Genomic DNA, 21678 nt, shown 5'->3' on the forward strand with positions numbered 1-21678 from the left:
GTTAACCTGCCTGATGCGATATGGCCTACTATTCTGGCTCCAGCAGGGAATGCAGATAGTGAAATCTATATTGGTCGTCGGCGCCCACGGCATCCCGGATGTCGAAGGCGGCGCTGAGAAAAATGCTGAGCGGCTATTTCCTCTGGTTGCAAGCCGGGGCTGGACGGTGTGCCTGGCCGGGATGAAGCCGCATATCCACAGTGACCATTATCGCGGAGTTTCCCTCAGGTCCTCCCCGTCGCTGGGCGTCCCCGCAATAGACCGGATGCTCTATACCATCGCGACGCTGTTCCATGCTGTCCGGATGCGGCCGGACATTGTCCATTTCACCTGCCTGAGGGCAGCGTTGCTGCTATGGGCCTATAAAATGGTCGGCTGCAAGACTGTCGTTAGCTATGGTGCCAATTGTCACTCCAGACCGGCGAGCGGCCCCGCGAAATTGGTCATGGGCTGGGCAAGATATCAGCTGCGCCTGGCCGATGAAATAATCTCCGTCACCCCCGCTCTGGCCAGAAAGATCGACGGCCCCGGCAAGAAGGGTAATATCCATGTGATCGGCAACGCGCTTGACCGGTCCGAACATTATCCGGAAGGTCTGCCCGCGCCGGTCAGCGGCGACTATATGTTGTTCGTCGGCAAGATATCGCGGAAAAAGAATATCCACAGCCTGATTTCCGCTTTTCGCATCTTCGCCGAGGACCATCCGCAGATGCAGCTGGTGATCGTCGGAGACTGGGGGAAACAGAGCGGTCGCAAGCAGATCGAGGATCTGGAAGATGAACGGATCATATTGCTCGGCAGCCTGCCGCGATCAAAATTGGCATCCCTGTACCGCGGCGCACGCTTTTTTGTAAACCCGTCGATCCGGGAGGGCCATTCCAACACCTTGCTCGAAGCGATCAGCCTCGGCTGTCCACTGCTATTGAGTGATCTGCCGGAGAACCGGGATCTGAGGCTCAACGCGAAACATTATTTCAGCCCGGGCAATATCCGCAGCATGGTCAGCGCGCTGATCCGGGCCAATGCCAATCCGGATGCATTTCGCGTCGACCCGGCCCGTTTTCCACATTGGGAAAAGGTCGCCGACCAGACAATCAGCCTTTACGAGTCAATGCTCTCCGATGATGGCGTCCGTCAGCCATCCGGAGCCGAGACTTCACGAGCATAGACGAGAACAGTCGGCGGGCGCTCGATCCGCCAGCGGGCGGTTAAAAAACCCGGCGTCCAGAAGACGCCGGGTGCTGTAACGGGTTCAGAATGTATATCCGACTTCCACACCAAAGCGACGAAGGCTTCCGGGTGACACGAACGAGCCGCCGAATTCGACCGCAGTGATCACCTCGTTGAGATAGCGCTTGTCGAGCAGATTGTCCGCAAAAGCGGTGATGTTCCAGTTGTCCCCTTCCAGTCCGAAACGCAGATCGAGCACGCCAAAGGCATCGCGCTCGGTGATCGACATGTCCGCGTCACCGACAAAGGCGGGCAAAGCCAGAGTAGAGCCGGGCAACAGACCGCTGAAGAGGGTCGGGCCGACATCTTCCTGAACCGTGTGAAACCAGGTGGGACCGGTAATCCGGTAGTCGGCGCGCATCACCAGATCGAAACTGTCGGCAATCGGAGCAACCATCTGGGTGCCCAGATTGATCGTATAGTCCGCAGTGTGCGGCGACTTGTTGCCCACCGTATAGGGACGGGAGGCATTGGCCTTGATCTCGCTTTCGGTAACATTGACCGAACCGAACACATCCCAGCCCTCGACGATTTCTGCATTGGCGTTGAATTCCAGTCCGTAGATATCGACCTTGTCGATATTCGAAACCACCCGCAGCAACCCGAAGGAACCGACAAAAAATTCGAAGAACTGCATGTCATCGACTTTGGTATAATAGCCGGCGAGATCGAAGGTTATCGCGCCATTGACAGCCGAGCCCTTGAAACCGGCCTCGAACGCGCTCGACGTTTCCTTGCGATAGATATCATTGATCAGGATATCGGTACCGAGGAACTGGTTGAAATTCTGGTCGACAATGGCGGCCGATCCCTGGTTGTTGAAACCGCCCGATTTGAAACCGATACCCCAGTTGGCATAAAAGTTCAGATTGTCGGTCAAACCGTAGCGCAGCGAAAGTTTTGGCTGCAACTCCTTGAAGGTTTCCTTCTGGTCCGGAATCGGGCCGAAAGCCTGACCGGGGTTGATCGGACCACCGGTGATCGGATCGGTTACCAGCGGCACCCGGCTGGAGACTTCCCGCTGCTCGATATCGTAGCGCAGGGCGAGGCTGACATCGAAATTGTCGGCGACCTGATAGTCGAGCGAGCCGAAAGCGGCATAGACATTGGTGTTAAAATTGTCGGAAAACAGCTGCGAGGTCGGGTTGCTGCTATCCGCATCATTGTACAATTGGCGGATGATGCCCTGCCCGAGATCGGCACCAAGGCTGATTCCGACATCGCGATCGATGTTCAGATAATAGGCTCCAATCTGCCAGCCCAACGGCCCGTCGCCATTGGACGCCAGCCGCACCTCCGCACTGATGTCGGTCTGTTCGCGAATCTGATATTGAGTGCCGTCGCAGGTCGTCGGGCTATAGGCGCCCAGCGTTGATCCATTGACCGGATCGAAAATGAACGGGATCGGATTATTGCCGATAAACGTCGGCGCGTTGAGCGGAAAGCCCGTCAGTTGCGCCGTGCTGGTGAAACAGGCGTTCGACGCCGCCACCGATGCGGGCGTTGCGCCGGGGAAGGTATAGCGCGCGAAATCTGCCGAGGTGCCGTCTGCCGTCAACGCCTGGTCGACGTCGCTGTAGAGCGCCCATGCGGTCAGCGTCATCGTGTCAAATTCATGGGTCAGCTTGACCGATGTCTCGAACGTGGTCTGGTCGTTGGTCGGACGGATATTGGAATAATAGCCGAATTCGTGATCGTTCACATCTTCGAAAAAGGCCGGATCCACACCCGCAAAATTGGGGAGGTGGAAGGCGGTGTTGAAATTGATCGATGCCCCCGAAAGATCGGCATAGCGCGCCTTGACATCGATTTCGGTTGAATCGCCCAGTTCGGCGATGAACCGGCCGTCAACCGACCAGGTTTCCTGGTCATCGACCACTTTGCGGTTGTCGAGGAAGCTGTTGCGATAAAAGCCGTCGCTGGTGTTGTAGGAAGCCGACAGCACCAGACCGGCGCTGTCACCAATCGGTGTCGAGATATAGCCCGAGGCTTTATATGTATTGTCTTCTGCAGCGCTGAGCTTGACGCCGCCTTCCAGAATGTCACCCGGCTTTAGCGTCTGGATGACAATCGCTCCGGCCGCAGCATTGCGCCCATAGAGCGCGCCTTGCGGGCCTTTCAATATCTCGATCTGGCGGAGCGTGCCCTGGTCCTGGTTGAGCTGCGCGGTGTTGGTCTTGAGAATGCCGTCGACGACAAGAGCGACCGAGCTTTCCGCGTCACGAGCGCCGTTAACGCCGCGAATGTTGATCTGGGTGTCACCCGCTTCTGCGGTACCGCTGACAATCGTCACGCCGGCGGTCAGCTGAACAAATTCGTCTGCCTGCTGGACGCCGGTCCGGTCTAGCATATCGGCGGTGAACACCGTCACCGATGCCGGCACCTCGGCCAGCAATTCGTCCTGGCGACGGGCCGTCACGATGATGACATTGCCATCCTGGGCTTCGCTCGCCGTCTGCTCGCCGCCGCTCTGCGCGAAGGCTGGGTTAACGGCAACAAGCGCGGCGAAGCCGGCCGATAGTGAAAGAGCTCTTCTGATAGGACGCATTTTTCTTCCTTCCCTGAATGGAAAAATTTGCGGGCTTTTTGACCCGTCAAATAAGTTAGACGAGCACATTGGCTCCGCTCATGTAAACATAGACTTCCTGAAACTTGCCGTCGCGAACGCGCCAGAAATTGGTGTTGTTGAGCAATGTGACGTTGCCATCGGCATCGGTCAGTTCGGCCACGAAAGAAGCTGCGATGCGGCCATTGGCTTCATCAACGGTGCAGTTGAAATCGCGATGGATGATGGTTTCATAGGCAGAGAAGAAATCCTCGAACATGCGCCCGATTTCTTCCTTGCCGCTGTGCCGGGTGAAATCGGTCTGGATGCAGAAGAGGGCGCCGTCATGGAAACTGTCGAGCGTGGCTTCCATATTCTTGGCGTCAACATTGCCGAAATAGGTTTTGGTGGCGAGCTCGATCAACTCATCGCGGGACAGTCCGGGTTCATATTGCATCAGACGTCTCCCTCTTTCAGCAGATTGTCGCCGCTCATATAAACGGTAACGTCCTGGAACAGGCGGTCCTTGCAATAGAAGCGGTTGCAATTTTCATAGCGCAGCTGCTCGCCGCCATTGGGCGTGATGAGCACCGTGAACTGCGAACAGATCGCGTTGGATGCCGGGTCGGCGGTGTGGACAAAATTGCCGTGCCAGATCTGCTCGAAATCCGCGAACAGCTTTTCGAACATTGCGCGGATCGCGTCGCGGCCCTTGTGGGTGGTGTCCGAGGTTGCCTCGTAAAGCACTGCGTCGGGCGCGAAACAGTTGAGCACCTGGGTCATATTCTTGTTATCGACGCCGTCGAAATAGCGCTTGGTCACGATGTCTATGTAGAAGGGGTAAGGCAAGGGCACCTGGCCTGCCATCCCGGGTGTCCAGTCCGTCATCAATACCATCCCTTTCGAATATCCTCGTCTTTCGGCACTTCGGGCGCCGGAAAGGCTTTCTTGCTGTGAGTCAGGCCCAGTTCAATCAGCGTTTCCAGAAATTTATAGGCAACCTGCCCGGGGTTGAGCACCGGGATCGGCAGGTTATCGTCGAGAAATTTGGCCGACTGGTGCATGGTGGTCGATCCCAGCACGATAACATCCGCGCCGTCCTCTTCCATCGCAAGCGTCGCTTCTTCCAGGAGCTTGTCGAATATCACCTCTTCCTTGCCAGCCAGCAATTCGGTGACATCGGGCCGGGTTTCGATCGAGCGTAGCGAGGCCACCCGTTCCCACCAGCCATATTCGGTTAGCGTCTTCTCATAGAGCGGGAACCATTCGGGCCACATCGTCAGCACGGTGAATTTCTTGCCCAGCATCATGGCCGCGGCAAAGGCCGCTTCGCCGGGACCGACCACCGGAATATTGAGACGCGAGCGGAGCGCCCGCATGCCGCTGTCGCTGACCGTGTCGATCAGGACGCCGGCATAGCCTGCTTCCTCGGCCTTGATCCCGGCCTGGAAAACGGTCCAGTCCATCAACAGCGTGTCGTGATAACTGTCTCCGAGCGCAGCCCCCCAGGGTACAGCGACAAATTCGGGCTGGAAACCGCTGCGGACAAAGTCGGCGGGCAATTGCTCGGCTCTGGCCGCTACTCCCTCTGCATCCATAGGGATCGGCACGATAACCTTGATCCGTTTCATAGCGATTGCAGCATATTCATAACCTTCATCCCCCTGAACACTTTCTATTGTATACAATTGCGTTCCGTCAAGAGGAAAGGTGAAGGCTTGCCCATCGCCCCTATTTCGGCCAATAGCCGGTCCATGACCCGTGCTTCCGATCGTGCCTATCGAAAAATTCGGAGCTTCATCCTTTCGGATGATGTGCACCCGGGCATGCAATTGACCGAAGAGCGACTCGCCGAGATTTCTGGCGTTTCACGGACGCCGGTGCGCGATGCGGTGCAGAGGCTGGAAAACGAGATGCTGCTGGTTCGCAGCGCCTCGAAGCGGCTTTCGGTGGCGGATTGGTCGCATGATGAAATTGACGAGATTTTCTCTCTCAGGGCGATGCTCGAGTCCCACGCGGCGGAACGGGCCGCACAGCGGATGGATGACGAAAATCTGGCCAGGCTGCGCGCCATCAATGTGACCCTGACCGAAGCAGTCAACCGACCGGAGGCCGATATTGCGACTTTTCTCGAAGCAAACCGGCAGTTTCATGGCCTGATTCTCGATCGCGCCCGGTCCCCGCGCCTGAGCCAATTGCTCCCGTCCCTGGTCGAACAGCCGGTCGTTCGCCGCACCGCCGCCCAATATTCGCGCGACGACCTGATCCAGTCGGGCATTGATCACGAAGAGCTGATCGCCGCTTTTGCAGCCGGGGATTCAAAGTGGGCGCGCGCGGTCATGACCAGTCATATCCGCCGCGCCTTTCACAGCTTCAGCAGCGCAACCTCGAGAATTGCGAAAGACTGAACGCAGGCCTGCCTCAGATAATTCCGCGCTCCTGCAAGTCTTTCATTTTTGCGCTGTCCATACCCAGTAGCTCGCCATAGACAGCTTCGTTATGCGCGCCCAGATCCGGCCCCACGCTATCGATATGGCCGGGAGTCTTGGACAATTTCGGCGCGACATTCTGCATGACGAAATGCTCGTGATGGGGGTGGTCCATCTCGACCAGCGCCTCGCGTGCCTTGAAATGCGGATCTGCCAGCATTTCGGGAGCGCGATAGACATTGCCCGCCGGGACGCCATGCTCTTCGCACATATCGAGCAAATCCTGGCTTTTTATGGTCTTGGTCCATTCCATGATCAGTTCGTCCAGTTCGGTCTGGTTTTCACCGCGCGCAACATGAGTCGCATAGCGGGGATCTTCGGCCAGCTCCGGCCGCCCCATCATCGCCGCCATGCGCTTCCAGACGCTGTCCTGATTGCCGCCGATCAATATGCTGCCATCGCTGGTCGGATAGACATTGGAAGGGGCAATTTTCGGCAGAATCGACCCCGTCCGCTCCCGGATATGGCCCGCCACCGTATATTCGGCGACAGTCGATTCCATATTCGCCAGCACCGCTTCGTAAATAGCCGAATCGACAACCTGCCCTTCGCCGGTCTTGTGCCGGTGCTCCAGCGCCATAAGCCCGCCAAGACAGGCGTAGGTGGCGGCAAGCGAATCGCCTATCGACAAGCCAGCGCGGCTGGGCGGACGGTCCGGTTCACCAATGATATAGCGCATCCCGCCCATTGCCTCGCCTATGCCTCCATAGCCGGCGCGGTGCGAATAGGGACCAGTCTGACCATAGCCCGAGACGCGGATCATGATCAGCCCCTTGTTGATCGCGCTCAGCGTCTCGTAATCCAGACCCCATTTTTCCATCGTGCCGGCGCGGAAATTCTCGAGCAGAAAGTCGGATTTCTCGACCAGCTGCTTGACGATCGCCTGACCTTCCTTTTCCCGTAAATTCAGTGTGATCGACTTTTTGTTGCGGCCGACAACGGAAAACCAGAGCGGAATGCCCTGGCCCCAGCTGCGCATCGCGTCACCAACCTTTGGCGGCTCGATCTTGATTACTTCTGCGCCATGGTCGCCCATCAGCTGGCCACAGAACGGCCCCGCGATCAGCTGACCCATTTCGATCAGCCGCAACCCGGTCAATGCACCTTGCGTCATGAAAAATACTCCCGCATCATCCTTTCTTCTATACAAAGCAGTTACAGGATTGTATACAATTTATATGAGCACAGATAGTCGCACCGCGATCACCATTTTGGAAGTCGGCCCGCGGGACGGGCTGCAAAACGAAGCCGAAGTCATTTCTACGGCGGACAAGCTGGGCCTGATCACCCGCATGCTGGATGCCGGGGCAAAGCGCATGGAAGTGGCCAGTTTTGTCCATCCGGGCCGGGTTCCGCAAATGGCGGATGCGGAAGCGGTTATTGCCGGCCTGCCCGACCGCGATGACGTTTCCTATATCGGCCTTTGCCTGAACAAGCGCGGCGTGCTGCGCGGGCTGGCAACGCGCGAAGGCAACAAGCGCGGGATTGACGAAGCCGGCTGCGTGGTCGTGGCCAGCGATACATTCGGCCAGAAGAACCAGGGCCAGACCATCGAGCAGGGGATCAGAGAGAATCGCGAGATGATCCGCTTCGCCGAAGCCGAGGGACTGAAGGCGCAGGTTACCATATCGGCCGCCTTTGGCTGTCCATTCGAGGGCGCGGTGTCTCCCGAGACGGTTCTCCATATCGCCGAAGAAATGGCCGCCGAAGACCCCACGGAAATCGCACTGGCCGACACGATCGGCGTCGGCGTTCCGGCGCAAGTTACCGACTTGTTCGGACGTCTCCGGGAATTGCTTCCCGGCCATATTAAGATGCGGGCCCATTTCCATGACACGCGCAACACCGGTATAGCCAATGCATGGGCCGCCGTGCAGGCCGGTGTGGAAACGCTGGATTCCAGCCTCGGCGGGCTGGGCGGATGTCCGTTCGCGCCCAATGCCACGGGCAATATCGCGACGGAAGATCTGGTCAACCTGCTCAACCGCTCCGGGATTGATCATGATCTAGATCTGCAGAAAGCCATCGCCACCAATCAGTGGTTCGAAACGATTCTCGGCCGGCCGCTGCCGTCTCTGGTTGCGAGAGCCGAATCCTGAATGACAAGATAATAAGAGAGAGATTGAAATATGGGGTATCGATTGGGTGTCGACGTCGGCGGAACTTTTACCGACCTGCTGCTGATTGACGAGGCTACCGGCCAGACGTTCCGGGACAAGGTCCCGTCGACCCCGAGCGACCCCTCTCAGGCGGTGATCAATGGCGCAAGGGGGTTGTGCGAGCGACAGGATATCGCGCCCGACCAGATCGATCTGTTCCTGCACGGCACCACCGTCGCGACCAACGCGGTGCTGGAGAAGAAAATTGCAAAGGTCGGACTGGTGGTCACCGACGGCTATCGCCACTTGATGCAGATTGCCCGCAGTCTGGTGCCTGGTGGGCTGGCAGCTTGGATCATCTGGCCAAAACCTGAACCCATGGCAGCCCTCGAACGCACGATCGAAGCACCGGAACGAATGGATGCCGAAGGCAATACTGTCCGCGAACTGGACGAGGGAGAAATGCGCGCCCGACTAGAAAAGCTCAAGGCATCGGAAGACATCGAGGCGCTGACCATCTGCCTGATGAACAGCTATGTCGATGGTCGTCACGAAAAGGCCGTCGCGGCCATTTGTGCCGAGGTCTTTCCGGATATTCCGATTTCCATCTCCTCCGACATCCTGCCGGAAATGCAGGAATATGAACGCGCCCTCACGACCATCGCCAATAGCGCGGTGCGCCCGGCTGTCGCCCGCTATGTCGGCAATCTGGAACGGGAACTGGAGGATTGGGGTAGCAAGGCAAAGCTCAACCTGCTGCGCTCCGATGGCGGATTGATGTCGGCGGAAAAAAGCGCCGAGGCGCCGGTCAATCTGCTGATGTCCGGGCCGGCCGGTGGTGTTGCCGGTGCCGTCTGGGTAGCGAAAAGCGCGGGCGTAAAAAATATTCTCACGCTTGATATGGGCGGCACGTCGACCGATGTGGCGCTGATTGAAAATGGCGCGGCGCGGCTGCAGCGGGAAACCTCGGTCGGGGACCTCAATGTCCGTGCGTCGTCGATCGACGTCAAAACCGTGGGCGCCGGCGGCGGCTCGATCGCCTTTGTGCCCGAACTGACCAAGGCGCTGCGGGTCGGCCCGGAGAGCGCCGGCGCGGTCCCCGGCCCGGTGGCTTATGGCAAGGGCGGGGAATTGCCGACCGTGACCGACGCCAATGTCGTGCTCGGCTATTTGCCGGAATCGCTGCTCGGCGGCAGCTTTACTCTCGATCGCGAGGGTGCGAAGAAATCGGTGCAGACGATCGCCGACGCGCTGGGTATCGACCTGATGGATGCCGCTGCTGGGATCATCGATATCGTCAATGAAAATATGTTCGGCGCGCTGCGGCTGGTCTCGGTGCAGCAGGGCTATGATCCGCGCGACTTCGCCCTGATGGGCTTTGGCGGCGCCGGACCGCTGCACGCCAATGCGATGGGCAAGCTGATGAACAGCTGGCCGGTGATCATTCCGCCCTCGCCGGGCGTCCTCTGCGCCTATGGCGATGCAACAACGCGACAACGCGTCGAAACGCAGCGCAGCTTCAATAAGATGGTGCAGAATACCAGCGACGAGGAGCTTACCGCCTATCTCGACAATCTCGGCGCACAGGTCAAACAGGAGCTGGAGGCCGAAGATGTCGCGCCCGGCGATATCGAATTGCTTTATGAAATCGATATCCGCTACGCTGGCCAAGCCTTCGAAATTCCCCTGTCGGTGGAACCCGAAGGCCTTTCGATTGCCAGCCTGATCGCCCGCTTCGATACCGAGCACGAACGATTGTTCACCTTCAATCTCGACGAGACACCGCACGAAATCGTCAACGTCCGCGCCGTGGCGCTCGGTAAATCCGCCGATGTTGCGCCGCCATCGATCAGCAAGGGCGACGCCGACCCGGGCGCCGCAAAAACCCGCGATCATCAACTCTACATGGACGGCAAGATGCAGGACGCGGCAATCTATGACCGCGCCCTGCTGAAAGCTGGCAATCGCGTCCAGGGACCTGCCATCGTCACCGAAATGGACAGCACGACATTGGTGCACAGCGGCTGTGAAGCGCTGGTGGACGACCATGGCAATCTGATCATCAACCTGGTGGAAGGAGCCTGATATGCCCGCACAGATTATTGAAACCAACCAAGCTCCCTTCAACAAGGTCGAGGTTGATCCAGTCACCCTCGACATCATGGAAAACGCCCTGCGCAACGCTCGGATCGAGATGGACGCCACTTTGGTGCGCACCGCCATGTCGCCCGGTATCCGCGAACAAGGCGACGCCTTTCCGCTGATCGCCGACCGCGACGGCAAGATGGTGGTCGGCCAGTTCGGCAGCTTCATCGACGGCTTCCTGCGCTCCTATCCCGGCACGATCGAGGAAGGCGACATGATCTTCCTCAGCGACCCTTACAGCTGCGACGGCGCCGTCAGTCATAATAATGACTGGCTGGTTCTGCTGCCGGTCTATCGCGGCGGCAGGCTGGTCGCCTGGACCGCGATGTTCGGCCACCAGTCCGACATTGGCGGCAAGGTGGCCGGTTCGATTCCGATCGACAGCAAGAGCGTGTTCGAAGAAGGCGTCCGGATACCGCCGGTCAAAATCTACCAGAAGGGCGTCTATAACGAGGAGATGGTCAAGGTCGTCCTGCACCAGAGCCGCAAACCGGACTGGTGCGCCGCCGATCTCAACGCGCTGATCGCTTCCTGCCGGGTGGCGGCCCGCCGGGTCGATGAAATATGTGCGCGCTTTGGCGAGGATGAATTTGCCGGTGCCACCGATCTGCTGCTCGAACGCAATCACCGCGCGATGAAACATCTGATCGAAACCAGCATCGGCGAGGAACCGGTCAGCTTCAGCGACTATATCTGCGACGACGGCGTCGGTTTCGGCCCCTACAAGATCAGCTGCAAAATGTGGCGCGAGGGCGGCAAGGTCATCCTCGATTTCGAAGGCACCGACCCGCAGGCGCCAAGCTCGATCAACTTCTTCCTCAACGAAAATATGTTCAAGATGTTCTTCGGCATCTATATGATCATGGTCTTCGACCCGCAGATCCTGTTCAACGACGGCTTCTACGATCTGGTCGATGTCCGCATTCCGGAAGGGTCGCTGCTCAAGCCGAAATATCCCGCCGCACTAGCCGGCCGGACCCATGCGCTGGGCCGGATTTTCGATATATTGGGCGGCCTGCTCGGCCAGCGCCAGCCAGAATTCCTCAACGGTGCCGGTTTCTCGTCCAGTCCACATCTGATGTATTCGGGCTTCGACAAGGGCGGTGAATGGTTCCAGCTGTTCCAGATCGGCTTTGGCGGTATTCCCGGGCGGCCCTTCGGCGACGGTCCGGACGGCCATTCGCTGTGGCCCGGCTTCACCAATGTGCCGAACGAATTTCTCGAGAAATATTTCCCTCTGCGAATCGAGCGCTACGAGGCCAAGCCCGATAGCGGTGGCGCCGGCAGCTTCCGCGGCGGCAACGGCATCCACATGACTTACCGTTTTCTGGAGCCCGGAACGGTGGCAATCCACGATGACCGCTGGTTCACCTATCCGTGGGGCGTCAATGGCGGCCAGCCCGGTGACCGGGCGACCAAGATACTGGAACGGGCGGACGGATCGAAAGAGGTGGTCGGCAACAAGCAGGACGGTATCGAGGTGCGCGAAGGCGATCTGCTGCACTTCATTACCTGGGGTGGTGGCGGCTGGGGCAACCCGCTCGAGCGCGACCCCGAACTGGTCGCTCTGGAAATCCGCCAGGGACTGGTGACCGTCAAAGGCGCGCGCGATTATGGCGTGGTTATCGCCGATGACGGCAGCGTCGATGGTCCGGCCACCGAAAGCCTGCGCGCGGAAATGGCGGCCGATGTGGTCGAGAGCGACAGTCCTTTCAACTTTGGCCCCGATATCGAGACCTTGCGGGCCAATTGTCTGGAAGAAACCGGACTGCCGGCACCAGTGCAGCCGGGAACGGTCGCCGCCTAGCAATTTGTCGCTATCCAAAGTGCGGTTTGTCGCACCTTGTCCAAGCCCCTAGACTGGTCGCCAATCCGGTTACGGGAGAGGTGCGATAGTCGATAGCGAGACAGATGTTCTGATCATCGGTGCGGGGGCAGCGGGGCTGACCGCCGCATTGGCCGCGCATGAATCCGGCGCCTCGGTCCGGCTGATCGAAAAGCAGAAGCGGCTGGGCGGAACCGCCGCGATCTCCGGCGGCGTGGTCTGGCTCCCCGATCATGACCAGATGGCCGCGCAGGGCATAGAGGATAGCAGCGCCGATGCATTGGCCTATTTTCTCTCCCTCGACCATGGCGAGATGGATGAAGCCGTGCTGTCTGCCTTTGTCACCGAAGCCGGACCGATGCTCTCCTTTCTGACCGGCTTGGATGCGATCAGGTTGACGATGATGCCCGATTATCCGGACTATTATGAGGACCGCCCCGGCGCGAAAACGGGTGGCCGCTCGCTCGACAACGAGCTGTTTGACTTCAAGACGCTCGGCCAGTGGAAAGACTGGGTATTCGCACATGGCCCGGCACCCAGAATGATGTTGCGCGAAACGCCGCTCGGCGGCGGCAGCGGTTTGGTTGATCCAGCAGAAATGCAGCGCCGCGAAACCGAAGATCTGCGCGGCTGGGGCCAGGCGCTGGTCGGGCGGTTGCTTAAGGCCTGTCTCGATCGCGGCATCGAGCCGGTGCTGGGATGCGGCGGCTATCGTCTGCTGGTCGAGAATGGCCGGGTGACCGGCGCGATTGTCGAACGCAATGAGAGGCGGGAAACCATCATGGCGCGCAATGGCGTGATTCTCGCCACTGGCGGATTCGAATGGAATGACGCGCTGAAACATGCCTTTTTGCGCGGACCACTGGAAGCGCCGGCCTCGCCGCCCAGCAATCGCGGCGATGGTCTGAAAATGGCGATTTCCGCGGGGGCGGGTCTTGGCAACATGACCAGCGCCTGGTGGGTGCCCACGCTCGCGATACCCGAAGCACAATGGCAAAGCGGCGAGACCCGCAACATGCCGGTGCTGATCGAAAGGACGCTGCCGCACGGCATCATGGTCAACCGCGAGGGCAAGAGATTCTGCAACGAAGCGGCCAATTATTCCGCGCTCGCGGGGGCCTTTCATGCCTTCGATCCGGCAAGCTATGCCTATCCCAATCTCCCCGCCTATCTGATCTTCGACTCGCACTATCGGGAGCGCTATCCGCTTTCTTCGATCATGCCCGGCACGCCATTGCCGGAATGGGTGGCACAAGCCGGTTCGCTCGAAGAGCTGGCGGCCCAAATCGGCGTCGATGCGAAGAATCTCCCCGCCACCGTCAACCGGTTCAACGAGCTGGCCGAGCAACTGGATGATCAGGATTTCGGCCGCGGCAAGACCGGCTATGACCGCTTTTACGGCGACCGCTCCCGCGACGGTGCTGCAGCCACATTGGGCGGTGTCACCAAGGCCCCCTTTTATGCGGTGGAAATCCGGATGGGGGCGCTTGGTACCAATGGCGGCGCGAAAACCAACGCACAGGCGCAGATCGTCGACGTCGATGGGGAACCGATTGCCGGGCTGTTTGGCGCCGGCAATGTGATCGGCGCGCCCACCGGCAGTGTCTATGCCGGAGCGGGCGGCACATTGGGACCGGCCCTGACATTTGGTTATATCGCCGGTCGCGCAGCGGCCAAACGGGTCAACCAGTGACCAGCAGGATCAAGGGAGCGTAATAATGGGTATTTTGGATCAGTATAAACTCGACGGCGAAGTCGCGGTCGTAACCGGAGCCGGCAAGGGGATCGGGCGGGCGATCGCGCTCGGCCTGGCCGAAGCGGGCGCTGATGTCGCCATCGCCGCGCGCTCCGCCGATGATCTGGAAAAGGTGGCCGGAGAAATCCGCGCACTGGGCCGCCGCGCCATCGCGGTTCCGACCGATGTGACCAGCCGCGCCGCTCTCGAAAATCTCGCCAACCGCGCGGTCGAGGAACTGGGCCGGCTGACGATCTGGGTCAGCAATGCGGGCGGATTGCCCGATGGCACGCCCCGCTATCTGACCCGCACGCCGGAAGACAGCTGGGACGCGCAGATTGAGCTCAATCTGAAGAGCGTCTGGATGGGTGCGGTCGCCGCTGCCAGCCATATGGGCGAAAACGGCGGTGCGATTATCAACATCTCTTCCCGCGCGGCAATCGGCGGGCAAGTGAAAAACGCGCCTTATGGCGCCTCCAAGGCGGCGGTGAACAGCCTGACCGCAAGCCTGTCGCTTGAACTCGCGCCGAAAATTCGCGTCAACGCAGTGGCGCCCGGCCCGATCCCGACAGAGAATTTCGACGAGTCGATGGGCATTGATTCGGAAGAAAAACGCGCAGCGCTGCTCAAGCAGTTCCAGATTCCGCTGGCGCGTTTCGGCCGGGAAGAGGATATTGCCGCCGCCGTGGTTTATATGGCGTCGCCTGCCTCCAGCTGGGTCACGGGCCAATGTCTCTATGTTACTGGCGGCAAGTGATTTTTCAGGCGCGTTGGCGCTTCATCCACGTCCAGACACGCCAATAATGGAAACCCGCCCATAGGTTGAAGAGCGCCAGCACCGCGAGCGCTTGCTGCAAGGCGCTTGCCTCCAGCGCGCGATCACCCCCGGCAAAATAGTCGGATAGGCCACCGACAAAGACCGGACCGATGCCCAATCCGACGAGGCCTGCGATCATCAGATAGATTGCCACCGCCATCGCCCGCGTCCGGTCACTCGCCAGAGTCTGGACGGCGGCGAAACTGGGTCCGAAATAGAAGGTCGCGGCAAAGGTCGGGATACCGAGCAGGGCGATCGCGATATTGGCATTGTCGGCATAGATGGCGGCAATCATGCCGGGCGCGGCGAGCGCCAGCACCAGCCCGCTTGTCAGCAAGGGCAAGGCCGGATCCCGCTTGCCGATCAGATCGCCGGTCTTGCCGCCGAACCAGGCGCCGAATCCGCCAGTCAAACCGACCATCACGCCCAGTTTCCAGCCAAGCTCGCCATAGTTCATGCCGTGCACCCGGACAAACAGGCCGCCGTAGAAACTGGCCAGACCATAAGAAATAAATTGCACCAAAACGCCTGCGGCCACGAGATGCCAGTAGGCGGGTTTGCGCGACAGTTCGAGCAGGGCGGCGCGCAAGGTCATTTCGCCCGCCACCGGTTGAAAGGCCTTGGCCAGACTGACCTTGCCACGCGGATCGGGCACGGTGAACCAGATCACCAGAGCGATTATGATGCCCGGCAGGCCGGCCAGCAGAAACGCCGCCCGCCAGCTGAACATTTCCGTAATATAGCCGCCACCGGCATAGGCAATGAAAGCACCAAGCGGCACCGCCGCCCCCATGATACCGAGCGCGCCGGCCCGGCGCTCCGGTGGGAACAGATCGGCGATCAGACTGTGCGACGCCGGCGCCGATCCCGCTTCACCAATGCCGACACCGACCCGCGCCAGAAACAGCTGCACGAAATTGCCCGCCATGCCGCATAGCACCGTCATCAGCGACCAGATGGCAATGGCAATGGCGATGATTCGGCTACGGTTCCAGCGATCCGCCAGCGCCGCCAGCGGGATCGCCAGCGTGGTATAGAAAATTGCGAAGGACAGGCCGGTCATCAGGCCAAGTTGCGTGTCCGACAGGCCAAGATCGCGCTTGATCGGTTCCGCGACGATCGAGATCACCTGCCGGTCAAGAAAGTTGAGCATCGTGACGATGAACAGGATCGCGAGCGCGTAATTGGCGCGCCGGCGCGAGGCAGACCCATTGTCTGCCGAAATCTCGAAGCCCTCGTTGGGGCGATTGTCCTCTACCATCCGCCAGCTATGACAGGATTATTTTCTTCCCGGCACCCTTTGTTTAGCTAGGGCTGCCCATTCTTCAGATCAGAGCGACTGGCCGTCATCGATGACAATATCCGACCCTGTCACCATCCTCGACGCGTCTGAGGAAAAATAGAGCATCATCGGATCGAGTGATTCGATATCCTGCAAGCGGCGGCGGTGGAAGCCGGCAATCTGCGCTTCGCCGCCTGCGGTCTGGTACCAGTCACCCTGAATCTCGGTTGGGATATAGCCCGGGTGGATCGTATTCACATTCACACCCATCCGCACCCATTCGCGCGCTAGATTACGGCCGAGATGGGTCACGCCGGCCTTGCTCGCGGCATAGGCGCTGTCGCCTTCCCCGGTCAGCCGCGAGGTGATCGATCCGATGATCACGATCCGGCCGTTTTCCTTCTCCCGGCTGCCGCTGGCGATCAGTCGCTTGGCCCCTTCGCGGGCGACCAGATAGACGCCCTTGAAATTGGTATCGAGCAGCATCTGCAACCGGTCGGCGGGCACTTCGGTTGATCGCCCGCTCGCGGCGACACCGGCATTGGCGACAATCGTATCGACCGTTCCAAATTTTGCTTCAGCAGCATCATAAGCAGCGATGATCGACGCTTCGTCGGTAACATCCAGTGGCACCGCCAGCGCCTGACCGCCTTCAGCGATGATTTCCTTCGCCAAGGCGTCGGTCCGGTCCGTCCGCCGCGCACCAAGCACGACATTTGCGCCGGCCGCTGCAAACAGACTGGCAAAGCGCGCGCCAAAACCTGATGATGCACCGGCGATCAGCGCGGTGCGGCCTGCAAGCGAAAAGGGGATGTCCATGGTGTCTCTGCTCCGGGATAGAATGTTCAACAACCCCTAGACGATCCCGAAATAGTCAGCCAATAGTCAATTGCATAGGAGAGAATAATGATAGACATGTCCATCGATTTTACTGGGCAGACCGTTTGCATAATTGGCGGCTCAAGTGGCATTGGCAATGCCAGCGCTCAGGCCTTTCGCGCCGGGGGTGCCGAGGTCCATGTCACCGGCACACGGAGCAGCGAAGCTGACTATCGCCCCGCGGAAGGCTCAGACCTGACCGGTCTGGTCTATCACCAGCTCGATGCCGGTGACGATGCCGCGATCATTGCATTGCGCCAGAAATTCACCAGGCTAGACATATTGGTCTGCGCGCAAGGCATGGTCTTATACAAACGCGCCGAATTCGAACCGGAAAATTTCGCCAAAGTCATGCAGGTCAATCTCAACAGCCTGATGACCTGTGCGGGCCAGTTTTACGACCTGCTGAAAGAAGCAAAGGGCTCGCTGATCATCATCAGTTCAACGGCTGCCTTTCACGCCACCGTCGGTAATCCCGGCTATAATGCTTCCAAGGCCGGTGCGGCCGGACTGACCCGCACATTGGGCAAGGCCTGGGCGCCGGATGGTATCCGGGTCAACGGTGTCGCCCCCGGTCTGATCGCGACCAAGATGACCAAGGTGACGACCGAAAACCCCAAGCGGCGCGAGGCGACCATCCGATCAATCCCGCTTGGTCGTATCGGCGACCCCGATGATATGGCGGGACTGGTGCTGTTCCTCGCCTCGCCCCTGGCCGGCTATATCGTCGGCCAGACGATCATCGCGGACGGGGGACTATTGCTCTAGCGCCAGCCCCGACGGCGTATCGGCCATCGCCCTGCTGGTCCACCAGAACAGGCAGACCGATACCGTCAGGCTGACCACTGCGGTCACCATGACCGCATAGCTTAGTGACATCGCACCATATTGATCCGCCCAGCCGTCGCTCATCACGCCGATCAGCGCCGGCCCAATCGCATAGCCGAGCAGATTGGCCAGCAGGCTGCCGATGGCAGAGGCCGTGCCGCGCTCGGTCGGCTTCACGGCGGACTGTATCATCGAATAGGCCGCACCCTGGGTGGACACGAGCAATATATAGCCGGCAATATAAAGACCCAGCGTCCATTGAAGGCTGTCGGCAAGCAGACAGGAGGCCCAGAAAGGCAGAGTCAGGCCCAGCGCCAGGGCGCAATACCACGGACGCCATTTCGGGGTTCTCTTTGCCAGATGGTCGGCCAGAAATCCGCCGAATATCATGCCGGGGACGCCGCCAATGAACAGAACCGCGCCGAGATAGAGGCCGGCTTCTCCCTGAGTGATCTCAAATTTGCGTATCAGGATCGGCGCCAGCCAGATGGCGAAGGCGAAGGCCGGAACATTGGCGAAGGCATTGGCCGTGATCACACGAGCGAGGACGGAGTTGCGCCATAGTGAGAGCATCGCTGTCCTGAACGGCTCCTGCTTCGCGACACCGGCCGCGCTCGCATCGGCCGGGAAAAAGCGGCCACGCACCGGTTCCTTGACGGTCAGATAAAGTATGATACCCAGCAGTACGCCGGGCAGGCCCAGCAGGATGAAGGCCCAGCGCCAGCCATATTCGGACGCCAGATAACCGCCCGCCGAATAGCCGAGAACCGGACCGAGCACAGCACCGGCGGTAAAGATACCCATGGCACGCGACAGTTCGTGCGGCGCAAAATAGTCGGTGATGATCGATACCGACGGCGGCGCACCACCGGCTTCCCCGACACCGACGCCGAGTCGCGCCAGAAACAGCGTCCAGAAACCGGTGGCCGCGCCGCATAATGCAGCCATGATGCTCCACAGCGAGACCGCCATCGCCACCATCGTCCGGCGATTGGTCCGATCCGCCAGCCGGCCGGCAGGAATGCCGAGCAGCAGATAGAATATGGTGAAAGCGGTACCGGCGAGCAGTCCGATCTGCGTATCGCTCAGCAGGAATTCGGCCTTGATGTCCTCGATCAGGATCGACATCACCAGACGGTCGGTGATGTTGAACGTGAAGGTCAGCATCAACATGATCAGAACATAATATCGATAGACCCCGCCGGAAGTCTGGTCAGATAACTTACTCATAAACATCCTCTCCAACGGATGCCTGTGATCTAGCGCGAAAAAAGGGATAGAACCAGCGTGGCTCTATCCCCTTATTTGATAGGAGCAATATTCATGCAGACCCGCACCGTTCGTCCCGCGCCTGTCGCAGCACGAACGGATATGCCCGCCTAACCTGCGGTTAGTGCAATGTGTCGCCGCATATGATGGTCAACGCTGCCGAATTCGCCCTCGATGATAGACAGGCGCTTGAAATAACTGCCCACCGCGAGTTCGTCGGTCATGCCCATGCCACCATGGGTCTGGATCGCCGACTGGCCGATGAAGCGCGCGGCCTGGCCGATACGGACCTTGGCTGCAGAGATATTCTTCTTGCGCGTTGCGTCATCCTCGTCGAGCTTGATCGTCGCCAGATAGCACATTGACACCGACTGTTCATATTCCATCAGCATGTCGGCCATGCGGTGCTGCAAGACCTGAAAGGAACCGATCGGGGTGCCGAACTGCTTGCGCTGGCGAGAATATTCGACCGTGGTTTCGTTGGTGACCTTCATCGCACCGATCGCTTCGGCGCAGACCGCTGCGGTCGCTTCGTCAACGACCTTCTCGATCAGCGGCAGGCCATTGTCCGCCTCACCGATCAGGGCGTCGCCGGAGACTTTGACATTCTCGAAATAGACTTCCGAAGCGCGGCGGCCATCGACCGTTGCATAGTCGCGGGTGCTGACGCCTTGTGCATCTTTGGCGACGATGAAGAGGGAAACACCATCCTTGTCGCTCTGTCCGCCGGATGTGCGCGCGGTAACGACCAGATGCGTCGCCCAGGGCGCGCCTATGACAACCGCCTTGTGGCCGTTGAGAATATAATCGCTGCCGTCGGCCTTGGCCGTCGTTTCCAGATTGGCCAGGTCATAGCGCCCGCGCGGTTCGGCATAAGCAAAGGCAAAGACCATCTCGCCGGAAATGATACCACCGATATATTCTTCGCGTTGCGTCGCATTTCCACCATGTTTCAAGGCCCCGCCAGCGCAGACCACGGATGGGATAAACGGCTCGACCGCCAGGCCCTTGCCGAATTCTTCCATGATGATCATCGCTTCGGTGGCGCCGCCAAAGCCACCATCTTCTTCCGAAAACGGGGCCGCCAGCATGCCCAGCTCGGCGAGCTGCGCCCAAAGCTCCGGCCGCCAGCCGGATTCGCTTTCGATCACGCCGCGGCGCGTATCGAAATCATATTCCTCGCGGATCAGGCGCGAAATGCCGTCGCGCACCATATTCTGTTCGTCGGTAAAATCGAAATCCATGTTAATTCCCCTCTGTCGGTCCGGTTAAAGGCCGAGGATCATTTTGGTGATGATGTTGCGCTGGATCTCGTTGGACCCGCCGTAGATCGACGTCTTGCGCATGTTGAAATAGGTCGGTGCCGCGTGATGGGCATAATCCGGACCAATCGGAAAGTCGTTCGACCCGTCATCTGGGAAGCTGCGGAAATCGGGCGTGCCATAATGGCCAACCGCTTCCAGGGTCAGCTCGGTGAGCCGCTGCTGGATTTCCGTACCCTTGACCTTCAGCAAAGAGCTTTCCGGTCCCGGCCCCTTGCCCGCCTGTTCGCCGGCCAGCGTCCGCAGTTCAGTGATTTCCAGCGCCGAGAGATCGATTTCCAGCTGGCTGATTTTCTGGGCAAAGCCCATGTCCTCGATCAGCGGCTTGCCGTCGAGCAATTCGGCAGCAGCAATTTCCTTGAGCTGTTCGACGCCGCGCTTCGATCGCGCCACGCCGGCAATGCCGGAGCGTTCATGCGCGAGCAGGAACTTGGCATAGGTCCAGCCCTTATTCTCTTCGCCGATCAGATTGGTTGCCGGTACGCGGACATCGGTCAGCCACACTTCGTTAACCTCGTAGCCACCGTCGATCAGTTTGATCGGGCGCACTTCGATACCCGGCGTATTCATGTCGACGAGGATGAAGCTGATGCCCATTTGCGGCTTCGGTGCATCGGAGTCGGTCCGGCACAGGAAGAAACCCCAGTCGGCATGCTGCGCCAGCGTCGTCCATGTTTTCTGGCCGTTGATGATATAATCATCGCCATCGCGTACCGCAGTGGTTTTCAGCGAAGCCAGATCGGAACCGGCACCAGGCTCCGAATAGCCCTGACACCACCAGACATCACCCGAACGGATCCCGGGCAGATGTTCGGCTTTCTGCTCTTCATTGCCGAATGTGTAGATCACCGGTCCGACCATCGATACGCCGAAAGGCAGCGGCATGACCGTGTTCTTGCGGGCATTTTCCTCACCCCAGATATAGCGCTGCGTCGGGGTCCAGCCGGTGCCGCCATATTCGGTTGGCCAGGCCGGAACCGACCAGCCTTTCTTGCCGAGAATCTTATGCCAGGCGAGCATATCCTCGCGGCTCATTTCATCCTGAACACCACGCGTTCCGATATCTTTCGGATAATTATTGTCAATAAAGTCACGCACTTCGGCGCGAAAGGCCTTTTCTTCTTCTGTGAATTCCAGATTCATGGGAGTGCTCCTTGGTCAGAATTTGCCCGGACTATAGGCTGAAAACCGCGCAAAACAAGCAATTAACCGA

18 protein-coding genes are annotated in these 21678 nt (G+C 59.4%); 8 read left to right on the plus strand and 10 right to left on the minus strand.

The features are described 5' to 3' along the window. Nucleotides 1-58 precede the first annotated feature (58 nt). Nucleotides 59-1168, plus strand: coding sequence for a glycosyltransferase family 4 protein (locus ACHZCJ_RS10320; protein ID WP_321326160.1), 1110 nt, complete (start codon nucleotides 59-61; stop codon nucleotides 1166-1168). An 84-nt stretch (nucleotides 1169-1252) separates the two neighbouring features. On the opposite strand, the gene ACHZCJ_RS10325 is transcribed toward ACHZCJ_RS10320, so the two are convergent. The 4 genes from ACHZCJ_RS10325 to ACHZCJ_RS10340 are packed head-to-tail and all read right to left on the minus strand — an operon-like array spanning nucleotide 1253 to nucleotide 5463. After that, nucleotides 1253-3778, minus strand: a complete 2526-nt coding sequence (locus ACHZCJ_RS10325) for a TonB-dependent receptor (RefSeq protein WP_159646475.1) — start codon at nucleotides 3776-3778, stop codon at nucleotides 1253-1255. Nucleotides 3779-3833: 55 nt separating this feature from the next. Next, nucleotides 3834-4232, minus strand: coding sequence for a nuclear transport factor 2 family protein (locus tag ACHZCJ_RS10330; RefSeq protein WP_321326163.1), 399 nt, complete (start codon nucleotides 4230-4232; stop codon nucleotides 3834-3836). Further along, nucleotides 4232-4663 (minus strand): nuclear transport factor 2 family protein, encoded by a 432-nt coding sequence (locus ACHZCJ_RS10335; protein ID WP_159646479.1) that lies wholly within the window; start codon nucleotides 4661-4663, stop codon nucleotides 4232-4234. The genes ACHZCJ_RS10330 and ACHZCJ_RS10335 overlap by 1 nt, the downstream gene beginning before the upstream one ends. After that, complete coding sequence (locus tag ACHZCJ_RS10340) at nucleotides 4663-5463, minus strand: aspartate/glutamate racemase family protein (RefSeq protein ID WP_394700096.1); 801 nt, start codon at nucleotides 5461-5463, stop codon at nucleotides 4663-4665. The genes ACHZCJ_RS10335 and ACHZCJ_RS10340 overlap by 1 nt, the downstream gene beginning before the upstream one ends. Nucleotides 5464-5529: 66 nt before the next feature. Between ACHZCJ_RS10340 and ACHZCJ_RS10345 the strand changes: the two genes are divergently transcribed. Further along, on the plus strand, nucleotides 5530-6183 hold the full coding sequence (locus ACHZCJ_RS10345; RefSeq protein WP_321326168.1) for a GntR family transcriptional regulator: 654 nt from the start codon (nucleotides 5530-5532) through the stop codon (nucleotides 6181-6183). Between the two features lie 13 nt (nucleotides 6184-6196). On the opposite strand, the gene ACHZCJ_RS10350 is transcribed toward ACHZCJ_RS10345, so the two are convergent. Further along, a complete protein-coding gene (locus ACHZCJ_RS10350) occupies nucleotides 6197-7378 on the minus strand; it encodes a CaiB/BaiF CoA-transferase family protein (RefSeq protein WP_159646483.1) in 1182 nt (393 codons plus the stop codon). 64 nt (nucleotides 7379-7442) lie between these two features. Here ACHZCJ_RS10350 and ACHZCJ_RS10355 point away from each other — a divergent pair, with 64 nt between their 5' ends. From ACHZCJ_RS10355 to ACHZCJ_RS10375, 5 genes are all read left to right on the plus strand, one after another. After that, nucleotides 7443-8363: a hydroxymethylglutaryl-CoA lyase gene (locus ACHZCJ_RS10355; RefSeq protein ID WP_321326170.1), complete on the plus strand. Its 921-nt coding sequence runs from the start codon at nucleotides 7443-7445 to the stop codon at nucleotides 8361-8363. 30 nt (nucleotides 8364-8393) lie between these two features. Continuing rightward, on the plus strand, nucleotides 8394-10448 hold the full coding sequence (locus tag ACHZCJ_RS10360; protein ID WP_321326172.1) for a hydantoinase/oxoprolinase family protein: 2055 nt from the start codon (nucleotides 8394-8396) through the stop codon (nucleotides 10446-10448). 1 nt (nucleotide 10449) lies between these two features. Then, nucleotides 10450-12315, plus strand: coding sequence for a hydantoinase B/oxoprolinase family protein (locus ACHZCJ_RS10365; protein WP_321326174.1), 1866 nt, complete (start codon nucleotides 10450-10452; stop codon nucleotides 12313-12315). A gap of 109 nt (nucleotides 12316-12424) precedes the next feature. Next, nucleotides 12425-14026, plus strand: a complete 1602-nt coding sequence (locus ACHZCJ_RS10370) for an FAD-dependent oxidoreductase (protein ID WP_321327779.1) — start codon at nucleotides 12425-12427, stop codon at nucleotides 14024-14026. Between the two features lie 25 nt (nucleotides 14027-14051). Further along, the gene (locus ACHZCJ_RS10375; RefSeq protein WP_159646491.1) at nucleotides 14052-14825 is read left to right on the plus strand and encodes an SDR family NAD(P)-dependent oxidoreductase; all 774 of its coding nucleotides are present in this window, start codon (nucleotides 14052-14054) and stop codon (nucleotides 14823-14825) included. A 4-nt stretch (nucleotides 14826-14829) separates the two neighbouring features. Here the strand turns inward: ACHZCJ_RS10375 and ACHZCJ_RS10380 are convergent, their stop codons facing one another. Both ACHZCJ_RS10380 and ACHZCJ_RS10385 read right to left on the minus strand, forming a co-directional pair. Then, the gene (locus ACHZCJ_RS10380; RefSeq protein ID WP_321326177.1) at nucleotides 14830-16146 is read right to left on the minus strand and encodes an MFS transporter; all 1317 of its coding nucleotides are present in this window, start codon (nucleotides 16144-16146) and stop codon (nucleotides 14830-14832) included. Between the two features lie 69 nt (nucleotides 16147-16215). Beyond that, nucleotides 16216-16986, minus strand: coding sequence for an SDR family NAD(P)-dependent oxidoreductase (locus tag ACHZCJ_RS10385; RefSeq protein ID WP_321326179.1), 771 nt, complete (start codon nucleotides 16984-16986; stop codon nucleotides 16216-16218). Between the two features lie 87 nt (nucleotides 16987-17073). On the opposite strand from ACHZCJ_RS10385, the gene ACHZCJ_RS10390 reads away from it, so the two are divergent. After that, nucleotides 17074-17814 carry an SDR family oxidoreductase gene (locus ACHZCJ_RS10390; RefSeq protein ID WP_321326181.1) on the plus strand — a complete coding sequence of 247 codons (741 nt, stop codon included), beginning with the start codon at nucleotides 17074-17076 and terminating at the stop codon, nucleotides 17812-17814. On the opposite strand, the gene ACHZCJ_RS10395 is transcribed toward ACHZCJ_RS10390, so the two are convergent. The 3 genes from ACHZCJ_RS10395 to ACHZCJ_RS10405 all read right to left on the minus strand — a co-directional run bounded on the left by ACHZCJ_RS10395 (nucleotide 17803) and on the right by ACHZCJ_RS10405 (nucleotide 21608). Further along, nucleotides 17803-19104, minus strand: a complete 1302-nt coding sequence (locus tag ACHZCJ_RS10395) for an MFS transporter (protein ID WP_321326184.1) — start codon at nucleotides 19102-19104, stop codon at nucleotides 17803-17805. The two genes, ACHZCJ_RS10390 and ACHZCJ_RS10395, sit on opposite strands and share 12 nt — an antisense overlap. A gap of 149 nt (nucleotides 19105-19253) precedes the next feature. Next, the gene (locus ACHZCJ_RS10400; protein WP_321326186.1) at nucleotides 19254-20387 is read right to left on the minus strand and encodes an acyl-CoA dehydrogenase; all 1134 of its coding nucleotides are present in this window, start codon (nucleotides 20385-20387) and stop codon (nucleotides 19254-19256) included. Nucleotides 20388-20411: 24 nt separating this feature from the next. After that, on the minus strand, nucleotides 20412-21608 hold the full coding sequence (locus ACHZCJ_RS10405; RefSeq protein ID WP_159646503.1) for an acyl-CoA dehydrogenase family protein: 1197 nt from the start codon (nucleotides 21606-21608) through the stop codon (nucleotides 20412-20414). Nucleotides 21609-21678: the final 70 nt, after the last annotated feature.

The sequence above is a fragment of the uncultured Parasphingorhabdus sp. genome (assembly GCF_963677535.2).
GTDB lineage: Bacteria > Pseudomonadota > Alphaproteobacteria > Sphingomonadales > Sphingomonadaceae > Parasphingorhabdus.